The organism is Immundisolibacter sp., from assembly GCF_014359565.1.
Lineage (GTDB): Bacteria > Pseudomonadota > Gammaproteobacteria > Immundisolibacterales > Immundisolibacteraceae > Immundisolibacter.
Genome location: NZ_JACIZD010000001.1, coordinates 12,990 through 32,855, shown reverse-complemented (window position 1 = coordinate 32,855; position 19,866 = coordinate 12,990). Strand labels below are relative to the sequence as shown.

Annotated in this window: 20 protein-coding genes; 12 read left to right on the top strand and 8 right to left on the bottom strand. The window is 67.3% G+C overall.

The features are described 5' to 3' along the window. Positions 1-27: 27 nt before the first annotated feature. Entirely contained in the window at positions 28-291 is a 264-nt protein-coding gene (locus tag H5U26_RS00155; RefSeq protein WP_290615571.1) for an AbrB/MazE/SpoVT family DNA-binding domain-containing protein, read from the top strand. Next, entirely contained in the window at positions 278-667 is a 390-nt protein-coding gene (locus tag H5U26_RS00150) for a type II toxin-antitoxin system VapC family toxin (protein WP_290615569.1), read from the top strand. The genes H5U26_RS00155 and H5U26_RS00150 overlap by 14 nt, the downstream gene beginning before the upstream one ends. Before the next feature lie 784 nt (positions 668-1,451). Here the strand turns inward: H5U26_RS00150 and H5U26_RS00145 are convergent. After that, complete coding sequence (locus tag H5U26_RS00145; RefSeq protein ID WP_290615567.1) at positions 1,452-1,934, bottom strand: hypothetical protein; 483 nt, start codon at positions 1,932-1,934, stop codon at positions 1,452-1,454. 522 nt (positions 1,935-2,456) lie between these two features. Between H5U26_RS00145 and H5U26_RS00140 the strand changes: the two genes are divergently transcribed. After that, complete coding sequence (locus tag H5U26_RS00140) at positions 2,457-3,233, top strand: SDR family oxidoreductase (RefSeq protein ID WP_290615565.1); 777 nt, start codon at positions 2,457-2,459, stop codon at positions 3,231-3,233. 31 nt (positions 3,234-3,264) lie between these two features. On the opposite strand, the gene H5U26_RS00135 is transcribed toward H5U26_RS00140, so the two are convergent. Beyond that, a complete protein-coding gene (locus H5U26_RS00135; RefSeq protein WP_290615563.1) occupies positions 3,265-4,743 on the bottom strand; it encodes a RimK family protein in 1,479 nt (492 codons plus the stop codon). 7 nt (positions 4,744-4,750) lie between these two features. Further along, complete coding sequence (locus H5U26_RS00130; RefSeq protein ID WP_290615561.1) at positions 4,751-5,878, bottom strand: GNAT family N-acetyltransferase/peptidase C39 family protein; 1,128 nt, start codon at positions 5,876-5,878, stop codon at positions 4,751-4,753. A 110-nt stretch (positions 5,879-5,988) separates the two neighbouring features. Here H5U26_RS00130 and H5U26_RS00125 point away from each other — a divergent pair, with 110 nt between their 5' ends. After that, a complete protein-coding gene (locus tag H5U26_RS00125; protein ID WP_290615559.1) occupies positions 5,989-6,426 on the top strand; it encodes a TIGR04211 family SH3 domain-containing protein in 438 nt (145 codons plus the stop codon). On the opposite strand, the gene H5U26_RS00120 is transcribed toward H5U26_RS00125, so the two are convergent. Beyond that, a complete protein-coding gene (locus H5U26_RS00120; protein WP_290615558.1) occupies positions 6,423-7,727 on the bottom strand; it encodes an MFS transporter in 1,305 nt (434 codons plus the stop codon). The genes H5U26_RS00125 and H5U26_RS00120 overlap by 4 nt on opposite strands. 91 nt (positions 7,728-7,818) lie before the next feature. After that, on the bottom strand, positions 7,819-8,493 hold the full coding sequence (gene radC / locus H5U26_RS00115; RefSeq protein WP_290615557.1) for a DNA repair protein RadC: 675 nt from the start codon (positions 8,491-8,493) through the stop codon (positions 7,819-7,821). Positions 8,494-8,549: 56 nt separating this feature from the next. On the opposite strand from radC, the gene coaBC reads away from it, so the two are divergent. The 6 genes from coaBC to H5U26_RS00085 all read left to right on the top strand — a co-directional run bounded on the left by coaBC (position 8,550) and on the right by H5U26_RS00085 (position 15,532). Next, the gene (gene coaBC / locus H5U26_RS00110) at positions 8,550-9,761 is read left to right on the top strand and encodes a bifunctional phosphopantothenoylcysteine decarboxylase/phosphopantothenate--cysteine ligase CoaBC (RefSeq protein ID WP_290615556.1); all 1,212 of its coding nucleotides are present in this window, start codon (positions 8,550-8,552) and stop codon (positions 9,759-9,761) included. Beyond that, complete coding sequence (dut, locus tag H5U26_RS00105) at positions 9,748-10,203, top strand: dUTP diphosphatase (protein WP_290615555.1); 456 nt, start codon at positions 9,748-9,750, stop codon at positions 10,201-10,203. Before coaBC ends, dut begins: the two co-directional genes overlap by 14 nt. Positions 10,204-10,237: 34 nt before the next feature. Beyond that, a complete protein-coding gene (locus H5U26_RS00100) occupies positions 10,238-11,623 on the top strand; it encodes a phosphomannomutase/phosphoglucomutase (protein WP_290615554.1) in 1,386 nt (461 codons plus the stop codon). Between the two features lie 2 nt (positions 11,624-11,625). After that, a complete protein-coding gene (gene rpe, locus H5U26_RS00095) occupies positions 11,626-12,297 on the top strand; it encodes a ribulose-phosphate 3-epimerase (RefSeq protein ID WP_290615553.1) in 672 nt (223 codons plus the stop codon). Positions 12,298-12,341: 44 nt separating this feature from the next. Continuing rightward, the gene (gene trpE, locus H5U26_RS00090; RefSeq protein WP_290615552.1) at positions 12,342-13,823 is read left to right on the top strand and encodes an anthranilate synthase component I; all 1,482 of its coding nucleotides are present in this window, start codon (positions 12,342-12,344) and stop codon (positions 13,821-13,823) included. A 440-nt stretch (positions 13,824-14,263) separates the two neighbouring features. After that, positions 14,264-15,532 (top strand): integrase arm-type DNA-binding domain-containing protein, encoded by a 1,269-nt coding sequence (locus tag H5U26_RS00085; protein WP_068804059.1) that lies wholly within the window; start codon positions 14,264-14,266, stop codon positions 15,530-15,532. A gap of 16 nt (positions 15,533-15,548) precedes the next feature. Here the strand turns inward: H5U26_RS00085 and H5U26_RS00080 are convergent, their stop codons facing one another. After that, positions 15,549-16,175 carry a LysR substrate-binding domain-containing protein gene (locus H5U26_RS00080; protein ID WP_290615551.1) on the bottom strand — a complete coding sequence of 209 codons (627 nt, stop codon included), beginning with the start codon at positions 16,173-16,175 and terminating at the stop codon, positions 15,549-15,551. A 108-nt stretch (positions 16,176-16,283) separates the two neighbouring features. On the opposite strand from H5U26_RS00080, the gene H5U26_RS00075 reads away from it, so the two are divergent. Beyond that, positions 16,284-16,583, top strand: a complete 300-nt coding sequence (locus H5U26_RS00075; RefSeq protein ID WP_068804055.1) for a helix-turn-helix transcriptional regulator — start codon at positions 16,284-16,286, stop codon at positions 16,581-16,583. A gap of 26 nt (positions 16,584-16,609) precedes the next feature. Here the strand turns inward: H5U26_RS00075 and mobH are convergent, their stop codons facing one another. Beyond that, positions 16,610-18,454, bottom strand: a complete 1,845-nt coding sequence (mobH, locus tag H5U26_RS00070) for a MobH family relaxase (protein WP_068804053.1) — start codon at positions 18,452-18,454, stop codon at positions 16,610-16,612. 102 nt (positions 18,455-18,556) lie between these two features. Beyond that, the gene (locus tag H5U26_RS00065; RefSeq protein WP_290615550.1) at positions 18,557-19,126 is read right to left on the bottom strand and encodes a hypothetical protein; all 570 of its coding nucleotides are present in this window, start codon (positions 19,124-19,126) and stop codon (positions 18,557-18,559) included. Positions 19,127-19,343: 217 nt separating this feature from the next. Here H5U26_RS00065 and H5U26_RS00060 point away from each other — a divergent pair, with 217 nt between their 5' ends. Then, complete coding sequence (locus H5U26_RS00060) at positions 19,344-19,751, top strand: hypothetical protein (RefSeq protein WP_290615549.1); 408 nt, start codon at positions 19,344-19,346, stop codon at positions 19,749-19,751. Positions 19,752-19,866 lie beyond the last annotated feature (115 nt).

Sequence of the window (19,866 nt, the reverse complement as noted above, 5' to 3'; positions counted from 1 at the left end):
ACCTGACTCTTACTTCCCGAGCGCCTCATGAAAACCACCAAGCTTTCCAGCAAGGGCCAGGTGATCATCCCCAAGGCCTTCCGCAGCACCCACCACTGGGAACCTGGCCTTGAACTCATGGTGATAGACACCGGGGATGGCCTGCTTCTGAAGCCCAAGGCCCCCTTTGCCCCCTCGGAGCTTTCCGAGGTCATCGGCATGTTCAGCGGCAAGGTTGCCGCCAAGACCGATGCCCAGATCGAAGCTGCACTGCTTCAGGACATGCGCAGGAAGTGGCGTGACAGCAATTGATACCAACGTTCTGGTGCGCCTTCTAGTAAGCGACGACGCGGCGCAGAGCAAGGCCAGCCAAAAGCTGTTCGCTTCCGATGACATCTTCATCCCGGATACGGTGCTGCTGGAAACCGAATGGGTCCTGCGCGCTGCCTTTGACTTGAGCCCCGCAGACATATGCACGGCCTTGCGACGGATCTGCGGCCTGCGCAACGTCACGGTGAGCGACGGGCAACTCATTGCCCAGGTGATCGACTGGCATGAAGCCGGCTTTGACTTCGCGGATGCCTTTCACCTTGCCCTGAGCAAGGAACAAGACTCGCTCAAGACCTTCGATACCAGCTTCATCAAGAACGCCAGGAAGCACACCGACCGACGCGTGGAGCGGCCCTAGGCGGGCTGAAATCCGAATGTAGGATGGGTGCAGCACAGCGAAACCCATCAATCCGCAAATAGGCACAGGCTGCCGGATTGCCGGCGCGGGGTCCGGCGTGTGCCCGGCCCCGGATGATGGGTTGCGGCTTGGCAGCCTTCACCCATCCTACGGCGGGCTGTCCGAAATTCGGCTCGCGCCGAACGCGGCCTATCGCCGTCCGTAGTATGGCGTAGCAAACGAAGTCCGCGTTGGGCGGATCATCCCGGATTCCGCTGCGCTTCATCCAGGCTACGGTTGCTGCGCGGCTTTATCGCGCAGCGTCGTGTGGAATGATGGGTTGGGCGTATGTTCTGCTTGACCATTCAGTGAATCGGTTCCAACGGGATGACCGGTCATGTTCCTTCAGCTTTGAGTTGACAAAATTCACAAACTCACAAATTAGGCCCGCCAGTTCATCGCCCTGAGCAGTAACCACTTCCAAGTGAGAGTGAACTTCCTTCAATACGGGTGATGCAGCCTCGATGAATTGAGGAACTACATACTCGTTCTGCTCGAAGGATGGACAATGTTTACTTGCCAACTGGCAAGCTATGTAGAGCGGTATGTCGGACTCAGGCATGTTGAAGTATCGAGCGGCGCCCCCCATTCGGGAGAAGTAGTCGCCAAGCGCGCAAAATGCCTTGGTGATTTCGTTTGAATTATTTGCCATAAGCATTCCTTCGCGAGCTAGACGCCCAACGTGCACATTGTGGGGCGCGCGCCGCTTTTTGCGCGCGTCCCACTCGAATGTGCTGTTATGTAGCTAGTGCTCAAGTTGAATGTACTTCGAGAATTTTTCATCTAGTACGTCATACTGTTGCTCGAACCAATTGCGCACCTCGCGCCTGTGCTCTATGTTCTTGGTCCGCTCAGTCCCGCCCGGCGACCCTTCAAGTTCAGAATGTAGAGTCAACAATAAGATGGCTTTGAGATGAAACTCCTTAAACAGGTATTCGGCAATCTGTTTGTCGAGAAGGAACCTTGCTTCTCGTGTTCCAGTAAGGAACTCCAAGATTTGGTCATTTTTGGCATGGGACTGTGTAAGCACGCGACCTATCAGAGTTCGAGCGGCGTCGTACACCGTGAATCGACGATCAAACAAATCCAACTTCAGTTTGTTTCTATTCGTGCGCCATTGTTGCCATCCGATGTAAACCGCGATGATCGCGATTGTCGGTGTGAGTAGTGCGGCTAGAGTGGTCACCCAGATGGGCGGCACTGAAGCCAATTGCTGACACTCGACCATGCACACTCCTAATTATCTAGCCACATAGCGTAATATGTACACCATTTGGCGTGCAATCTGGCATGAATTTCCGGAACAGTCTTTATAAATTCGCAAGTTGAATGGCCATGCCGGATTATCCACCATTCGCCCTCCGCTTCGCTACCCGATCTGCTGGACCAAGTTCGGGAGCGGTCCGGCGGCGGGGGTACGCCAAGCGGGCCGAGACTCCCTACGTCCACTGAATAAAACGATACATCCTGTTCCACGGCAAGCGCCACCCCCGAAGGAATAACCGGGGACAGGCCCCGTTCCCATGTCGAAGGCTGTTCCGCGAGGTAAGGGGGACAAACTGGGTAGGCGGCTGACCACAGTTCGCGCGGGATATGACCTCGCGCCTTGGCGGACCACGCGAACTACCCACGGCGCTGATCGCTGTCACCCTGGCGCGGGCGCCGGCCTTTGTTCGGGCACGTCCACTCCGGCACACTGCCTGTTGGGCACGCTGCGCGTGCAGTCAGCACGATGAGTATTGGGGGAGTCATGGCAGAACAGCCTTTTCGCGGCCAGGTGGCGCTGATCACCGGCAGCTCGCGCGGCATTGGTCGCGCCACGGCGCTGTTGCTGGCGCGCCGCGGCGCAGACATCGCGGTCCATTACCGGCGTGACGAGGAAGCTGCGCTGGCGGTGTGCAGCGAGGCGCGCGCGGCCGGTGTGCGCGCCATCGCCGTGCGTGCCGACTTGCGCGACCAGGAGGCCGTCGCGGCGCTGGTGCAGCAGGTGGGAGCCGAGTTCGGGCGGCTCGATGTGTTGGTCGCCAATGCCGCCTCGACAGCCTTCAAGCCGCTGCTGGAGCTGGCCCCCCACAACATCGGCATGACGCTGGACACCAGCGTGCAGTCGTTGCTGACGCTGGTGCGCACGGCGGTGCCGCTGATGCAGGGGCGGGCCGGGAATATCGTCACCGTGTCCGGCTTCGACACGCTGCGCTGTCTGCCGGGGCATGGTTTGCTGGGCGCCGCCAAGGCGGCGGTGGAGACGCTGACGCGCTACCTGGCGGCGGAGCTGGCGCCGTTGGGCATCAACGCCAATTGCGTGGTGCCGGGCTTCGTGGCCACCGATTCGGCGCGCCTGTGGGCGGACACGCACGAGCCGGGCGGTTACGCCGCCGCAGCGGCCGAGTGGGTCAAGCGCACGCCGCGCGGGCGGGTGGGCGAGGCCGACGACATCGCGCGCGTGATCGCGCTGCTGTGCTCGACCGACGCGCGCTGGATTACCGGTCAGGTGATCGTCGCCGACGGCGGGTTGACGCTGCGCTGAGCCGAATCGAGAAAAGGCGGCAGCGGCGGCCCTAGCGTGCGCGCCGTTCGTCCAGGCGCCGCGCCAGGTCTTCCAGGATCAGCTCGTACAGGCGATCGCCCAGTACCGCGTCCTCGATGCCCGGGTCGACGTTCGGGTTGTCGTTGACCTCGATCACCACCACCCGCTCGCCGGCCTGTTTGATGTCCACGCCGTAGAAGCCGTCGCCGATCAGGTTGGCGGCGGCGAGCGCGGTTTTCACGACTTGCGGCGGGGCGTCTTCCACCGCCACGGTGCGGGCGTTGCCTTCCGTGAACTGGCCGTCGGCGCCGTGCTTGACGATCTGCCAATGGTGCTTGGACATGAAGTACTGGCAGGCATATATCGGCTTGCGGTTCAGCACCCCGATGCGCCAGTCGAACTCCGTGTACACGAATTCCTGCAGCAGGATCAGGTCCGACTCGCGCAACAGCTCGCGTGCGTACTGCTCCAGTTGCTCGCGATTCTCGGCCTTGTGCACGCCGCGCGAGAACGAACCGTCCGGAATCTTCACCACTGCCGGGTAGGTCACCGCATCCAGCGCCAGGCCATCGAGCTGGCCTTTCTGCAGCACGCGCGTGCGTGGCACCGGCACGCGATTGGCGCTGAGCAGCTCGTGCAAGTAGACCTTGTTGGTGCACTTGACGATCGAGTCCGGGTCGTCGATGACGGCCATGCCCTCGGCCTGCGCGCGCTTGGCGAAGCGGTAGGTGTGGTGGTCGATGGCCGTGGTCTCGCGTATGAACAGCGCGTCATATTCGGCCAGCCGGCCGTAGTCCTTGCGCTCGATCAGGTCCACCGACAGGTCGAGTTTCTTGCCGGCGCGGATGAAGCGCTGCAGGCCGCGGGCGCTGGTCGGCGGCAGCTTCTCGGCCGGGTTGTGCAGGATGGCGATGTCGTAGCGGGCCGACTCGCGCACCCGCGGCGAGCGCCAGCGCCGGCTGACGTAGGCCTCGAAGCTGGCCACGAACAGCGCCTGCTGCTCGGCGGGGATGGCGCCAAGTGCCAGCGGCCGGATGGCGCTGATGCGCCACTTGCTGTCGTGCTCGAACTGCACCCGCAGCAGCGGGCACGGGAACAGCTCGAAGATTTCCTCGGCCAGGTCCTGCAACGCCTCGTCGGCGCAGCGACCGAAGTAGATGTCCATCTCGAATTCGCTGCGACCGGCCTGGCGCGCGATCCGCCTCGACAGCGAGCGGTGCACCTGCGCGTCCAGATCCTCCGCGCCCAGGCTGTAGATGGCCTTGGCCGACAGGTCGGTGATGGCGCGCATGGCCGGGATCACCCGGTGGCGGCGCGCCTCGGCCAGCAGCGAGCAGTAGTAGCCCAGACTCAGGTACCGGTAGCCACGGCACAGGTTCAGCACGCGCACGTCGCGCAGCTTCTGGTACTCGGGCGTGGCCAGGTAGTCCTGCACCGTGACCACCATGGCCGGCGGAAAGTGGGCCGGCCAGTCCCGGCGGTGTTCCACCACGATCAGATGAACCGACATCGGCGCCTCAGCCGGCGGCCACGGCCGGCACGCTGGCGGCATTCGCGCGGCGGCGGATCACCAGCGTGGCGCGCTGGCCGGCCTTGCCGTAGCGGGCCATGCGCTGGAAGTCTTTCTTCAGGATGGGCATGTTGATGCAGTCCATGCGGGTCTTGCCGGTTTCGGCGTCGACGAAGGGATCGTGCACGTACACGTAGCGGTCGTCGAAGCCTGTGACCACGAGCCAGTGCGGAAATTTTTCGTGATAGATGCGGTACGAGCTGATCAGCACGATCGGGATGCCGCCGTCGGCGAATGCCGCCTGCAAGCGGTCGAGGCTGGCGGCACCGCGGTGCAGCGGCACCGGCAGGGCACGCAGCTGGTCCAGGAAGTCCTCCTGCACCAGGGTGATGACGGCTTTCTTGTCCGGGCTGCGCACGGAATCGACGAACAGCGCGCCCTCGTCGTTGACGAACACCTCGACGTCGAAACCGCGCTGCCAGGCCGCAAGCGCCATGCCATACGGGCCGCAGCCGCCGTGGCCGGAGGTCATGAACACGGTGGTCGACTCGCGCCACAGGCGCAGTTCGAGCTTGCGGTCGGTGCGCAGGGTCGGCTGCAGGGCCTTCATCGCCATCATCAGCGCCGCCGGTCCGCAGGTGAAATCCAGCGTCTGCTGGTAGTAGGGCACCGGCACCAGGTCGGGCTTCAGGTGCGGCGCGACCTGCTTCTCGTAACGCAGCGCCTCGGCGTGGTCCTCGTAGTAGTCCTCCACCACGTCGAAGCGGCGGTAGCCGTGGGCCTCGTAGAGCCGGATCGCGGCCGCGTTGTCGGGGCGCACTTCAAGGCGCAGCGTGACGCAGTCGCGCGCCAGCGCCGCCTGCTCGCAGGCCTCCAGCAGCCGATGGCCGAGCCCGCGGCCGCGGGCTGCCGGATCGACGGCGAAGGAATACAGGCGCCCCAGCGAGGTGCCGGCGTTGCACAGCACCATGCCGTAGCCGCGGATCGCGCCATGCTCGTCGGCGACCAGGGTTGCGGCGTGACCGCGCGTGAGCAGGTGGCGAAAGCTGCGCCGGCTCAGGCGATCGCTGTCGAAACAGCGCTCCTCGATCTCGACCAGGGCATCCAGGTCGTCCAGCGTGGCGGGGCGGATCATCGGCGGGCGCATACCGCGGGCAGGGTTGGCGCGCATTGTAAGGCGTGGCCCCGGGCTGGCCGGGGCGGGTTGCTAGAATGCCGCGCTGCGTTGCCGGAGACCTGTCGCCCATGACCTTGAATCGATGTGTGTTCGCGCTCGCGCTTGCCGTGTTGGTGAGCGGCCGGGCCCTGGCCATCGAAGCCGGCCAGGAGCCGCCGCGCCAGCCCATGGTGGAACCGGCGCGCCAGCCGGCGGTGGAGCCGGCGCAGGCACTGCGTGCCCTGCAGCGCGAACACGAGGCGCTGGTGGCGCAGCAACCGGCCCTGCAGGAAGCGGCCGGCCAAGCGGCGGCGCTGGCCAGCCAGAACCGGCAGCTCGAAGAGCAGATCCAGTCCCTGCAGGCGCAGGTGGACGGGCTGCGCGACGAAGCGGCTGCCTTGCGGACCGATGACCGCCGCCGCTGGTTCGTGACCGGCGCCGCGGTGCTCATGGCCGGCTTGCTGCTCGGCCTCATCCTGCCATGGCTGGGCGGCCGCAAGCGCCGCGGCTACGGCGGCTTTCGCTAGTCCAGCCGTTCCGGCGCCCCGGATTGCGGCTCAGGCCGCCGGGCGCCGTCCACCGGCTGCGCGCCGCGGCCATCGGCAGCCGGCTCGCCCGAACCGGCTCCGCGGATGGCGCCGCGAATCTGCGGTAAGCGCCGCCTGAACCACAGCGCCGCCAGCATGCACAGCGCGCCACCGCCGGCCACCGTGCCGGGCGCGCCGATCACCCCGGCCAGGCTGCCGGCCAGCAGCGAGCCCAGCGGCGCCATGCCCATGAACATCATCGAATAAAGCGACATCACCCGTCCGCGCAGGGCATCGGGCACCATCATCTGCAGCAGCGTGTTGGAAGCGGCCATCTGCACCATCATGGCAAAGCCGGTCGGCACCAGCAGCGCGCCGGACAGCCAGAAGCTGCGCGACAGCGAAAAGCCGACCAGGCCGAGCCCAAATCCGAACGCCGCCCACGGCACCCAGGCACCAAGCCCGCGTGGGCTGCGCCGCGCCGCCAGCAGCAGTGCGCCGACCAATGCCCCGCCGCCGGCGCAGCTCATCAGAATGCCCAGTCCCTGCGGCCCGCCGTGCAGGATGCGGTCCGCGAACACCGGCATCAGCACCGCGTACGGCATGCCGGCCAGGCTGACCATGCCCAGCAGCAACAGCAGGCTGCGGATCGGCAGATGGCCGCGCACGTAGCGCACGCCGTCCACGATGTGCGCCAGCACGGAGCCGGTATGAATCGGCTTTTCGGTCGGCGTGAGGCGCATCGCCAGCAGCGCCGCCAGCACGGTCGCGTAACTGACGCCATTGAGCAGAAAACACCAGCCCTCGCCGGCGGCCGCCACCAGCACGCCGGCCACCGCCGGGCCGACCAGGCGCGCGGCATTGAAGGCCGACGAATTGAGCGCAATGGCGTTTGGCAGATCGTCGCGACCCACCAGCTGGACCGTGAACGCCTGGCGCGCCGGCAGATCGAAGCCGTTGACCACGCCCAGCAGCGAGGCCAGCGTGAATACATGCCAGACCTCGACCTGCCCGCTGAGCGTGAGTGCGGCAAGAGCCAGCGCCAGCACGGCCGACGCCAGCTGCGTGCCGATCAGCAGCCGGTGGCGGCTGAACCGGTCCGCCAGCGCGCCGCCCAGGGGCGCGATCAGGAACACCGGAAACTGGCTGGCAAAGCCCGCCAGCCCCAGCAGCACGGCTGAATCGGTCAGCCGGTAGATCAGCCACGACTGCGCCACCATCTGAATCCAGGTGCCCGGCAGGGACAGCAGCTGGCCGAAAAAGAACAGCTTGAAGTTGCGGTGGCGCAGCGCCCGCAGCATCGACGGTCCGCCTGACGCGGGTGGGTCGGAAATCATGGAGGCGGGATCGGGCGGCATGGTCCGATTGTGCCCCGCCGCGCTGCCGGGCTGCTCACAACTGCCCGCGCTCGGCCAGCGAGGTGCTCTGTCCATCGCCGATGACGATGTGGTCCAGCACCCGCACGTCGACCAGTTCCAGGGCGGTTTTGAGGCGTCGCGTGAGGCTCAGGTCCGCGTCGCTGGGCTCGGCCACGCCGGATGGGTGGTTGTGGGCCAGGATCAGCGCCGCCGCGTTGTGGCGCAGCGCCGCGCGCACCACCTCGCGCGGGTAGACGCTGGCGGCGTTCACGGTGCCGCGGAACAGTTCCTCGAAGGCCAGCACGCGGTGGCGGTTGTCCAGGAACAAACAGCCGAACACCTCCTGCGGGTGGTCGCGCAGCTGCATGGCCAGGTAATCGCGCGCCGCCTGTGGCGAGGCCAGCGCCTCGCCGCGGCGCAGCACTTCCTGCGCGTAGCGGCGGCCCAGTTCCGCCACCGCCAGCAGCTGCGCGTACTTGGCGGCGCCCAGGCCGCGCCGCCCGAGCAGCGCGTGGCGATCGCCGGTCAGCAGGCCGCGCACGCCGCCGTGTTCGGCGAGCAGGTTGCGCGCCAGATCGACCGCCGATTCGCCGCGCACGCCGGTGCGAAGACAAATGGCCAGCAGTTCGGCGTCGCTCAGCGCCGCCGGGCCGCTGGCCAGCAGCCGCTCGCGGGGGCGCTCGTCCGGGTGCCAGTCCACGATTGCCATGCGGGTCCTCCGGTAAAAGTAGCCGTCACAACGCGCTGCTAAACTGCCCCACAATCATGAACGCTCTTGCCAATAAACACATCCTGCTGGGCGTCACCGGCGGCATCGCCGCCTACAAGGCGCCGGAGCTGGTGCGCCGCCTGCGCGATGCGGGCGCGCAGGTGCAGGTGGTGCTGACGGCCGCCGGCGGTGCCTTCATCACGCCGCTGACGCTGCAGGCGGTCAGCGGCCAGCCGGTGCATCAGGACCTGCTCAGCGCCGAGGCCGAGTCCGGCATGGGCCACATCGAGCTGGCGCGCTGGGCCGATTTGATCCTGATCGCTCCCTGCACGGCCGATTTCATGGCGCGCCTGGCGCACGGTCTGGCGGGTGACCTGCTGGGCGCCTGCTGCCTGGCGGCGCGGGTGCCGATCGCCATCGCGCCGGCCATGAACGCCGGCATGTGGGACAGCCCGGCCACGCAGCGCAATCTGCGCCAGCTTCAGGCCGACGGCGTGCAGGTGTGGGGTCCTGCCAGCGGCAGCCAGGCCTGCGGCGAGGTCGGCGCCGGGCGCCTGCTGGAGCCGATGGAGCTGGTCGACCGCTGCGCGGCGCTGCTGGGCGGTGAGCCGGCCCCAGGACCGCTCGCTGGGCGGCGGGTGCTGGTCACGGCCGGGCCGACCTTCGAGGACTTGGACCCGGTGCGATACCTCGGCAACCGCAGCTCCGGGCGCATGGGCTACGCGGTGGCGCAGGCCGCCCGCGCGGCGGGGGCCGAGGTGCTGCTGATCAGCGGCCCGGTGGCGCTGGCGGACCCGCCGGGTGTGACGGTGCGGCGCGTGCGCTCGGCGCTCGACATGCACCGCGCGGTGCTGGAGGCGGTGGCCGGCATGGATGTGTTCATCGGCACCGCGGCGGTGGCCGATTACCGTCCGGCGCAGCCGGCCGCGCACAAGATCAAAAAGACCCGCGAGTCGCTGACCCTCGAGCTGGTGCGCAATCCGGACATCCTGGCCGAGGTGGCGGCGCTCGCCGAGCGGCCGTTCACGGTCGGCTTCGCCGCCGAGACCGACGACGTGCTCGGCTACGCGCGGCGCAAGCTGGAGGAAAAACGCCTGGACCTGATCGGCGCCAACACGGTCGGCGCCGGCCAGGGCTTCGAGGTGGACGACAACGCGCTGACGCTGCTGTGGCCGGGCGGGCAGCGGGAACTGCCGCGCGCCAGCAAGGCGACGCTGGCGCGCGACCTGATCGCCGTGATTGCGCAGCGGCTGCATGCGCCGGGTTGAGATCAAGGTTCTGGATGCGCGTCTGGGCCGCGAATTTCCGCTGCCGCAGCACGCCACCGACGGCGCCGCGGGCCTCGACCTGCGGGCGTGTCTGGATGCGCCGTTGACGCTGGCGCCCGGCCAGACCGAGCTGATCCGCACCGGCTTTGCCCTGCACATCGCCGATCCGGGCCTGGCAGCCGTGCTGCTGCCGCGCTCCGGCCTCGGCCACAAGCACGGCATCGTGCTCGGCAACCTGGTCGGGCTGATCGACAGCGACTACCAGGGCGAGGTGATGGTGTCGTGCTGGAACCGCGGCGCGGCGCCGTTCACCATCGAGCCGGGCGAGCGCATCGCGCAGCTGGTGCTGGTGCCGGTGGTGCGGGCCGAGTTTGCGGTGGTGGACAGCTTCACGCCGTCGGCGCGCGGCGCCGGCGGTTTTGGCCACACCGGCCGCGATTGAGAATTGCCTTTCAACCCAACCTGACGAGCGCGCAATGAACGCAGCGAGCCTGCCACCCCTGGAAATCTTCCGCGCCTACGACATCCGCGGCGTGGTCGGCCAGAGCCTGACCGAGGTCGGCGTGTACCAGATCGGCCGCGCCATCGGCACGCTGGTGCGCCGCGCCGGCTGCCGCGAGGTGGTCGTAGGCCGCGACGGGCGCCTGTCGGGACCGGCGCTGTCCGATGCGCTGGTGCGCGGCCTGGCGGCCAGCGGCTGCGGCGTGATCGACGTCGGCATGGTGCCGACGCCGGTGGTCTATTTCGCAAGCTACGAATTCGACACCGGCTGCGGCGTGGCGGTCACCGGCAGCCACAACCCGCCCGATTACAACGGCCTGAAGATCGTCGTGGCCGGCAAGACCTTGTCCGGCGAGGACATCCTGGGCATCCGCGCGCTGATCGAGGCGGACGATCTTGAAACCGGCTTCGGCCACGTGCGCGAGGCCGACGCGCTCGCCCCGTACCGCGAGCGCATCCTGGGCGACGTGAAGCTGGCCCGGCGCCTGCGCGTGGGCGTCGACTGCGGCAACGGCGTGGCCGGCGCCAGCGCGCCGGCGCTGATCGAGGCGCTCGGCTGCGAGGTGGTGCCGCTGTTCGCCGAGGTGGACGGCAATTTTCCGAACCACCACCCGGACCCGACCAAGCCGGAGAACCTGCAGGATCTGATCGCCTGCGTGCGCGAAAAAGGTCTCGACCTTGGCGTGGCCTTCGACGGCGACGGCGACCGCCTGGGCGTGGTCACCGCCAGCGGGCGCATCGTGTTCGCCGACCGGCTGATGATCCTGTTTGCGCGCGACGTGCTCTCGCGCGTGCCGGGCGCCACCATCCTGTTCGACGTCAAGTGCACGCGCCACCTGCCGCGTGCCATCGCCGCCGCCGGCGGCCGGCCGCTGATGTGGAAGACCGGCCACTCGCTGGTCAAGGCCAAGATGGCCGAGACCGGCGCCGCGCTGGCCGGCGAGATGAGCGGGCACATCTTCTTCAAGGAACGCTGGTACGGCTTTGATGACGGCGTGTACGCCGCCTGCCGGCTGCTGGAGTACCTCAGTCGCCAGGCTGAAACGCCGGAGCAGGTCTTCGCCGCCATCCCGGACTCGGCCAGCACGCCCGAGCTGCATTTGCACCTGCAGGAAGGCGAGCACTTCGCGCTGATGAAGACCCTGACCGCCGCGGCCGATTTTCCGGGCGCCGATGTGAGCACGCTCGACGGCATCCGCGCCGATTATCCGGACGGATTTGGCCTGGTGCGGGCCTCCAACACCACGCCGGTGCTGGTGATGCGCTTCGAGGCCGACGACCAGGCGGCGCTGGAGCGCATCGAGGCGCAATTCCGGGCGCTGTTCGCGCGCGTCCGGCCCGATCTGACACTGCCATTCTGACCATGTCGAACTACATCATCTCTCCTTCCATCCTGTCGGCCGATTTCTCGCGCCTGGGCGCCGAAGTGGACGCCGTGCTGGCGGCGGGCGCGGACTGGATCCACGTCGATGTGATGGACAACCACTACGTGCCGAACCTGACCATTGGCCCGCTGGTGGTCGAGGCGCTGCGCCGCCACGCGCCGCAGGCTTTCCTGGACGTGCATCTGATGGTGCAGCCGGTCGATGCGCTGGTGCCGGCATTCGCCGCCGCCGGCGCCAGCCTGATCGGCTTTCACCCGGAGGCTTCGCGGCATGTCGACCGCACGCTGTCGCTGATCCGCGACCACGGCTGCCAGGCCGGGCTGGTGCTGAATCCCGCCACGCCGCTGTGTCATCTGGATCACGTCATGGAGCGGCTGGACCTGATCCTGCTGATGTCGGTGAACCCGGGCTTCGGGGGGCAGAGCTTCATCCCGTCCACGCTGCCGAAGCTGGCGCAGGTGCGCACGCGGATAGACGCCAGCGGGCGGGACATTCGCCTGCAGGTCGACGGCGGCATCAAGGTCGACAACATCGCGCAGGTGGCGCGGGCCGGCGCCGACACCTTCGTCGCCGGCTCGGCAGTGTTCAACTCGCCCGATTACGCGGCCACCCTTGCCGCCATGCGCGCGGCGCTTGACGGCGCTCCCTGAGCGGCCAAGACTGCCGGCCTTTTTTGCCGCCCGCCGCCCGCGCCATGGATCACGCCCAATTTGCCGCCCTTGCCGCGCAAGGTTACGACCGCATCCCGCTGACGCTGGAGACCTACGCCGACCTCGACACCCCGCTGTCGCTGTACCTGAAGTTGGCGAACGCACCGAACAGCTTCCTGCTGGAATCGGTGGTCGGCGGCGAGCGTTTCGGGCGCTATTCCTTCATCGGCCTGCCGGCGCGGCGTTTGCTGCGCAGCCGCGGTTTCGCGACCGAGGTGGTTGAGGACGGTGTGGTGATCGAGCGCGATGACGGCAATCCGCTCGATTTCGTCGAGCGCTACCAGCAGCGTCAGCGCGTGTACGTGCCGCCGGACATGCCGCGTTTCTGCGGCGGGCTGGCCGGCTATTTCGGCTACGACGCGGTGCGCTACATCGAGCCGCGGCTGGCCCGCTTCGACCAGCCGGACGAGATCGGCACGCCGGACCTGCTGCTGCTGGAGACGCAGGAACTGGCCGTGGTCGACAACCTGGCCGGCAAGATCTACCTGATCGTCTACGTCGATCCGGCCATGCCGGATGCCTACGCGGCGGGCATGGCGCGCCTGCGCACCTTGCTTGTCCGGTTGCGCAGTCCGCTGGCGCCGCCGGCCAGTCCGCCGGGTGCCGTCAGCGAATCGGTGCGCGGTTTCGCCAAGGCCGATTTCCTGGCCGCCGTGGCACGTGCCAAGGACTACATTGCCGCCGGCGACTTGATGCAGGTGCAGGTCGGCCAGCGCATCCGCACGCCCTTTGCGCAGTCGCCGCTGACGCTGTACCGGGCGCTGCGCTCGCTCAATCCCTCGCCGTACATGTACTTCTACGACTTTGGCGAGTTCCAGGTCGTCGGTGCTTCGCCGGAAATCCTGGTGCGCCAGGAGGCGACCGCCGCCGGCACCCGCGTCACCATCCGTCCGCTGGCCGGCACCCGCCCGCGCGGCGCCACGCCCGAGGAGGACCGTCGCCTCGCCGACGAGTTGCTGGCCGATCCGAAGGAGCGCGCCGAGCATGTGATGCTGATCGACCTGGCCCGCAACGACATCGGCCGGATTGCGCAGATCGGCAGCGTCGAGGTCACCGACGAGATGGTGATCGAGCGCTACTCGCACGTCATGCACATCGTGTCGAACGTGGAAGGCCTGCTGCGGCCGGGCATGGGCAACCTGGATGTGCTGCGGGCGAGCTTCCCGGCCGGTACGCTGACCGGCGCGCCCAAGGTGCGGGCGATGGAACTCATCGACGAGCTGGAACCGGTCAAGCGCGGCATTTATGGCGGCGCCTGCGGTTACCTCAGCTATTCGGGCGACATGGACCTGGCGATCGCGATTCGTACCGGTATCGTGAAGGATGGCCAGTTGTACGTGCAGGCAGCGGCCGGCATCGTGGCCGACTCGGTGCCCGAGAGCGAATGGCAGGAAACCGAGAACAAGGCCCGCGCCCTGCTGCGGGCGGCCGAGATGGCGCAGGCCGGGCTGGACGCGGTGGCGTGAGGGCGTTGGAGCGGGCCGGCAGCATCTGAGGCAACCGCGCGCCTGCAATGCGCCGGGTTCAAAAAGGGGGCGTTACAGGGCGGGTGCTTGGGCCAGGTCCCTCCCGGGCACCGGCCGCAGTGGCGCCCGGCTTGAGCCCCGACTGAAAAATGTCCGGTCTCCCGATGGCTGGCAGGGCGATTTCCCCTGCGCCGCCATTGAGCGGAAAATACGCGCCCTTTGCGTTTGTGCCCCACTGCCACCGAGACCCCGCGCGCATGGTTTTCATGCTCGACAACTACGATTGAGCTCCACCGGATGCCACCGAGTTCCATGGTGCATACATAATGCGTTGATTTGCAATGGTTGAGAGTCTGGTGGGTTCTGTCACTTGCTAGACCAATCCACTGCCAAAGTGTATAACAATGTGAGTAACGAGTCCCCTGCAGGGCGTTATACACATGGCTCTCAATCTCCTCACCGTACGCAAGATCGAGACGGCGCAAGCCAAGCCCAAGGCCTACACGCTCAGGGATGGCGGCAGCCTGTTCCTGCGCATACAGCCCAATGGAAGCAAGCTCTGGTGGTATCGGTATCGCCTGGGCAACGCCGCGCAGGTCTACTCGATTGGTTCGTTTCCCAAGGTGACTCTGGAGGTTGCGCGACAGGAGCGAGATTGGGCGCGCAACCTGGTTCGCGAGGGGCGCGATCCTATCCTGGAGAAGCGGGTCAAGATCGCCAACCAAGTCGAGCGGAACGAGCACACTGTCGAGGAGGTTGCCCGCAGGTGGATGGCGAGCAACGCGCATTGGAGCGACTACTACGCCGGCCAGGTGAAGACCTATCTTGAGAAGGACGTGTTTCCCAAGCTCGGCAAGCTGCCGATCGGCGCGATCAAGGCGTCTCACCTGCGGCCCATCATCCAAGGGGTGGTTGACCGCGGCGCTCCTACGGTGGCGATCTTGATCCGGCAGTGGAGTGGTCAGCTCTTCGCATACGCATCGGGAGAGGGGTTTTGCGAAAACGACCCGACTGCATTGCTGAAGCAATCAGTGAAGCGCCCGAGGGTTCGGCACAACCCGCCGCTGTCGTGGCAGGACATCCCGAAGTTCTTGAACAGCGTGGATGATGCGGGCTACCGGACTACCGTGATCGCGCAGCGGCTGATGGCGCTGACGTTTGTCCGCACGGCCGAGCTGCGCAAGGCGTACTGGTCTGAGTTCGATCTGGATAATGCGATGTGGACGGTTCCCGAAGGGCGCATGAAGATGCGCCAGCCTCACATCGTTCCGCTCTCGAAGCAGGCGATCATGCTGCTGAAGGAGCTCCACACGCTGACTGGTGGTGGCAAGGTGCTGTTCCCCAGCTATCGAAAGCCGGGAGAAGTGATGTCCGCCACGACGCTCAACAAGGTGTTGGAGCGCATGGGCTACGGCGGCCAGTTCTCGTCGCACGGTTTCCGTTCGACAGCGACGACGCTGCTCGGATTGTTGAGCTATCCCGAGAATCGAGTCGACCTGCAACTGGCGCACTCGAAGCGGAAGAAGGATTCCTCACGCGCGCCGTATGACCACACGAAGTACATCGCGTCGCGGGCGATCATCATGCAGGACTGGGCTGACATCCTGGATGCACTGGCCCGCGGCGATTCGATGAGCGAGATCATGGAAGCCTTCGGCCCGCTGTCCAAGCGGCGCAGGGCACTGCTGAGAGTCATCGAGCGCGAGTGATGCCCGCGGGGTGTATTCAGGACAGCGAGCGCGCACGTCGAACGAATCTTGCCCGTGAGCCTGCCAGTGAGACATCAGGGCGAAGCAGATAGACCATCACGATGGTCGGTGCGCCGGCCAGCGGCCGCACGGCGATGCCTCGGCGCAGGTAGCCCGCCAGTCGCGCGGCAGGCGCAATAGCGATCCCGTACCCGGCGGCAACCAGCGTCATCGTCACCTCGAATGTCTCCACCGTTTGCTCTCGCTCGTGCAGCGCGTTCTCGAACACGCACTGTGCGGTCACGCGCCATGGTTCATCGGCCGTGGACCGCGAGCAGATCAAGGGCTGCTTGAGCACTTCCTGGCACGGCACTTCACGGTGGGCCAGCAGGTGGGAGCGCTTGGCCACGGCGACCGCCAGCGTGTCATGCCACAGCGGCTCGCATACCCAGCCAGGCCACTGCCGGACAGCCGCAGACAGGGCGAAGTCGAAGCCGTCGCCCGGCAGCTCCGCGCCTTGAACGGGAGCTGTCCATCCGGCCAGGACGGCGTGAGTCTGCGGCTCTTCGGCGCGCTGCAGGGCGAGCACGTCGGCGAGCTGGGGCGGCACCCATTCGCCCAGGACGGCCATGCGAATCTCGGCGGTGCTGTCACTCGATTCCACGTCGGGCTCCCTTCAGGCAGTGAATATGGTGGCACCTGAATCTCGAAGCCGCTGAATGAGTTAAGTTTAACGTGGTTTAAATCGTGACCGTGTTCGACGCTCTTGGCAATGCCAAAGCGTTCGATCCAAAGGGGCCGCCCCACCGGCAGTACCACCTACGAAGCGGAACCCGCCATCGCGTTTGGGACGGCCGTGCGGGAAGAAAGAACCAGCCAGGGCATCGCTCAGGAAACGCTGGCCCACCTGGCCGGCATCGAACGGTCGCACATGGGCAAGATCGAGCGCGGCGAGCATGTCCCCACGCTGCCGCTTATCCTCAAGATCGCCCGTGCGCTGAAATGCAGTTCCGCCCACTTGATGACGCTGACCGAAGCCAAGCTGGCAGAGTCGGCCCCATCCCCGGATTGAATCCGGCCTGCGCAGCGGCGGCATGCCTACCTCTGATCGTCGCCGTCCTTGCCGCCAAGGGCTGAATCTTCGCGCTTTGCGGCCTCGTTGACGAGCCGCAGGTATGGGTTGTCGGGCGGCTTCTCCTGGAACAGTGCATCCGGGCTGGCGAGCAGATAGCCGTGCAGCCGGCGCGACTTGCGCGGCCCCGTGACTTCGCAGGTCCAGATGTTCAGCCCGCTCGGCTGCTTGCGGTGCTGCCCGAGCTTCTCGAAGCGCTTCTGTGCCCACTGCCACCCCTCCAGCTTCTCCTGCTTGGCCAGCGCGGCGACTTGAAGGTGCTCCTGCGCGTAGCGCTGGAACACGCCGGGGCTGACGAGGTAGGCCGTGCCGGCGACGGTATGCACCAGCGCCTTGGCGTCGTTGATGATGAGCCTGCGCGTCTGGATCCCCTGACGCAGCCAGGCCATGAAGTGCGCCCCGGAGGGCTCCACGCGATCCTGGGCAGGCGCGAGGCTCATCTGCGGCGGGGGCACGGTCGAAGGGGCCGGCTCGGCGGCGGCAACAGGGCAACTCGGGGCCTCCAGTGCGACGGGCGGAGCGGCGTCGCCCGGCAGGTCGAGCAGCGCGGCCATGCCGGTGTCCGTCGCTGCGGATGCGATCGGCGCCGTGCTCGCGGGTGCAGCTTCGATGCCGTCCACGCGCGGCCCATCGGCCACGGCCGGCGCCTGCGGCGTCGGCTCCGCCCGTTCCGCTTCGACCTGCACACGGCCGGCGAACGGCGCCGGCCGGTCGGCGGCCTCCCAGATTATCGCCGGCGAGAGCTTCAGGAAGGTGAAGGCGTGCGACCAGCCAGCGTCGCTGGTGACGGCCGCCTTCCAGATCGCCTTGCCATCCGGCGTCGGTTGCACGATGCCGTGATCCTGCAGCACGTTGAACACCGCCGTGTTGCTCGCCGGGATGCCGTCGATGCCCTGCGACAGCAGATGTGCGCGCAGCTTGTCGGAGACGGTCTTGCTCACCAGCCAGAGTGCGTCCTGCGTCAGCCATCCATCCGCCGGGCCGGCCTGGTTCAACTTGAACTCCTCCTTGAGCAGGTAGCGCAAGCCGTCGAGCAATTTGCGCTGCAGCGCATGCCTGGGGGCCGCCAGCGCCTTGCCGGGATCGCCGCCGAGTTCCCGGGCGACCGATGCCTGGTCGGCCTGCACGACCAGCTCGCCGAGCGTGCCGGCATGCTCGTACTGGCCGGCCAGCACGTACAGCAGCGCGGCCCACAGGTCGGGATAGCCGCTCAGCCAGTCGAAGATGTCCGGATCGAGAAGGCGCGCGTAGAGCAGCCCGGTGGCGGCGCCGTGCAGGCGGTACTCGCGCGCCTTACGGTAACGAAAGCGGTAGGGCTTTCGCAGCGGGCCGTGCCAGGGATGCCAGACGCTGCCGTCGGCATGCTCGACGTGCAGATCGACCGCAATCTTGCCGATGTCGTGCAGCAGGGCCGCGTAGGCCGTGCCTGCGGTCCAGGCTTCGGCCTGGGCCGCCTGTGCCTCCGGCGTGGCGCCCGCGGGCAGCAGGTATGACTGCCGCAGCTTCAGCGCATAGGCGACGATCTCCAGGCCGTGGTCCAGCATGCCGCCCGGATAGGCGTGGTGGTGGTTCTCGGAGGCCGGGAACTGCTGGACCAGCTCGGCGTAGCGCTCCAGTGGGGCGAGGTAGAGCGTGGCGAACTGCCGGCGCGACAGCGACGTGCGCTGCCAGATGTGTTCCAGCAGTTTCTGCCGACGCGGCGTGGCCAGCAGCGATGCGGCCGATTCCGGCCGCGTCAGTCCCGTCGGCATGCCGGCGGACGATGGACCAGGACCAGGCGGCAGCCCTTTGCGTTGGAACAGCGCGAGCATGAAGTACCTGCGGTAGCGGCGGGAGCGGGGCCTTGTCGCCTTTTCGGGTAGGGCCTTTCCCCTTGGCCTCCCTTCCCTTGTCCCTTCCTGGCCCTTTGGCCTTTATCGGAAGCCTTTGGGTATAGGGCCGCTGCTGCGCGGGCGCCACGATGAATGCGGCATGGGGTACTCCCGGCAAGCCCCCCGAATCGATAAATGCCGGACCAGCCAGGCTACCGCGGCCAGCGGCGAACCCAGCGCAGCGGCGCCCAGGCCCTGATCCACGGCAACGCCGTCGATACTCAGGAGCACGCCGACCAGGCGCAGGTCGCCGCAATCGGACAGCGCCCGCGGCGCGCCCAGCAGGTAACGCGCCGCCGAGCTGTTGTCGGCGATGTTGTCGACCGCTTTGAACCGGTAGTCGCGGTAGCGGCTGTCGACCACCTCGATGGCCGGCAGCACGGCGGCGGTGGCGGCCGCCACCTGCTCGGACGTCACCGCCTCGCCGTGCAGATCGCGCCCGAGCAGGATGGCGATCTCCGGCTCCACGCGAGGCTGGATCAGCGCGCCGGCCGGCAGGCGCGGCTCGGGCAGGCGCATGTCCGCCAGCAGCACGCCGCTGTTGGGATGCTCCACGCCCATCTGCTGGCGCATGGCGGCGCTGGTGAAGCCGAGCTTGTAGCCCGCGCGCACGCCGCCGTGCAGGCGCAGCAGCTCGGCCTGGATGGCGTAGGCGTCGGCCTCGGTCAGGTCGGGGTAAGCGTCGCTCAGTGGCGCTGTGGCCTAGGTCTGGCCTGCGGCCTGCCGTAAGCGGGCAGCGAGCGTGGCAACCGTGTCGGTGGCGAGTGTCATGACCGGCTCCTGGGCAAGGCGGGGTGGCGAGCATAACCGTGGCCGGCGAGGATCCGCCGTGGCGCTGGACACGCGCCGGCAGTTGCGGCATACAGGGCGCGTCATGCGCCGTCTGCAACGCTTCCTGCTGTGTGTGCTGTGTGCCGCGCTGCCCTTGCGGGTCGGCGCGGGGGTGCTTGACGTTCCGGCGCCGTGCCCGATGTCGCCCCCGCAGTCGCAGGCGACGGCGCCGGTCACCGATGCCGCCAGCGATCTGGCCGGCATGGATGCCTGCTGTGAGCATGGCGACCAGGCCGGCGGCGCGTGCAAGGCCGGGCAGGATTGCCCGTGCGGTGGCCCTGGCATTGCGGTGACTTCCGCTGGCGCCGTGCCTGGCCCGCGGGCTGCGCTGCGGGCGCTGCCCGTGCGCTTACTGGTGGCTGCCTGCCATTCCTGCGCCGTCTGGCGACCCCCGACTCTGATCTGACTTCCTGACGATCTCGCGTGTCGCCGCTGCCCGGGCAGCGGCTCTCGTGCGGTCGGTGGGCGCGCTTGAACCGTGCCCACCGCTCGCCCGAATCGACCGGATTCGCTTGGAGTTG

Excerpts from the sequence above, each read along its gene's own strand:
- radC (WP_290615557.1), bottom strand. The coding sequence starts at position 8,493 with ATGGCAATCGTGGACTGGCACCCGGACGAGCGCCCCCGCGAGCGGCTG.
- H5U26_RS00075 (WP_068804055.1), top strand. The coding sequence starts at position 16,284 with ATGCCAAAGCGTTCGATCCAAAGGGGCCGCCCCACCGGCAGTACCACC.
- rpe (WP_290615553.1), top strand. The coding sequence starts at position 11,626 with ATGTCGAACTACATCATCTCTCCTTCCATCCTGTCGGCCGATTTCTCG.
- H5U26_RS00145 (WP_290615567.1), bottom strand. The coding sequence starts at position 1,934 with ATGGTCGAGTGTCAGCAATTGGCTTCAGTGCCGCCCATCTGGGTGACC.
- H5U26_RS00120 (WP_290615558.1), bottom strand. The coding sequence starts at position 7,727 with ATGCTGCGGGCGCTGCGCCACCGCAACTTCAAGCTGTTCTTTTTCGGC.
- H5U26_RS00085 (WP_068804059.1), top strand. The coding sequence starts at position 14,264 with ATGGCTCTCAATCTCCTCACCGTACGCAAGATCGAGACGGCGCAAGCC.
- H5U26_RS00135 (WP_290615563.1), bottom strand. The coding sequence starts at position 4,743 with ATGTCGGTTCATCTGATCGTGGTGGAACACCGCCGGGACTGGCCGGCC.
- H5U26_RS00155 (WP_290615571.1), top strand. The coding sequence starts at position 28 with ATGAAAACCACCAAGCTTTCCAGCAAGGGCCAGGTGATCATCCCCAAG.
- mobH (WP_068804053.1), bottom strand. The coding sequence starts at position 18,454 with ATGCTCGCGCTGTTCCAACGCAAAGGGCTGCCGCCTGGTCCTGGTCCA.
- trpE (WP_290615552.1), top strand. The coding sequence starts at position 12,342 with ATGGATCACGCCCAATTTGCCGCCCTTGCCGCGCAAGGTTACGACCGC.
- dut (WP_290615555.1), top strand. The coding sequence starts at position 9,748 with ATGCGCCGGGTTGAGATCAAGGTTCTGGATGCGCGTCTGGGCCGCGAA.
- H5U26_RS00130 (WP_290615561.1), bottom strand. The coding sequence starts at position 5,878 with ATGATCCGCCCCGCCACGCTGGACGACCTGGATGCCCTGGTCGAGATC.
- coaBC (WP_290615556.1), top strand. The coding sequence starts at position 8,550 with ATGAACGCTCTTGCCAATAAACACATCCTGCTGGGCGTCACCGGCGGC.
- H5U26_RS00140 (WP_290615565.1), top strand. The coding sequence starts at position 2,457 with ATGGCAGAACAGCCTTTTCGCGGCCAGGTGGCGCTGATCACCGGCAGC.
- H5U26_RS00125 (WP_290615559.1), top strand. The coding sequence starts at position 5,989 with ATGACCTTGAATCGATGTGTGTTCGCGCTCGCGCTTGCCGTGTTGGTG.
- H5U26_RS00100 (WP_290615554.1), top strand. The coding sequence starts at position 10,238 with ATGAACGCAGCGAGCCTGCCACCCCTGGAAATCTTCCGCGCCTACGAC.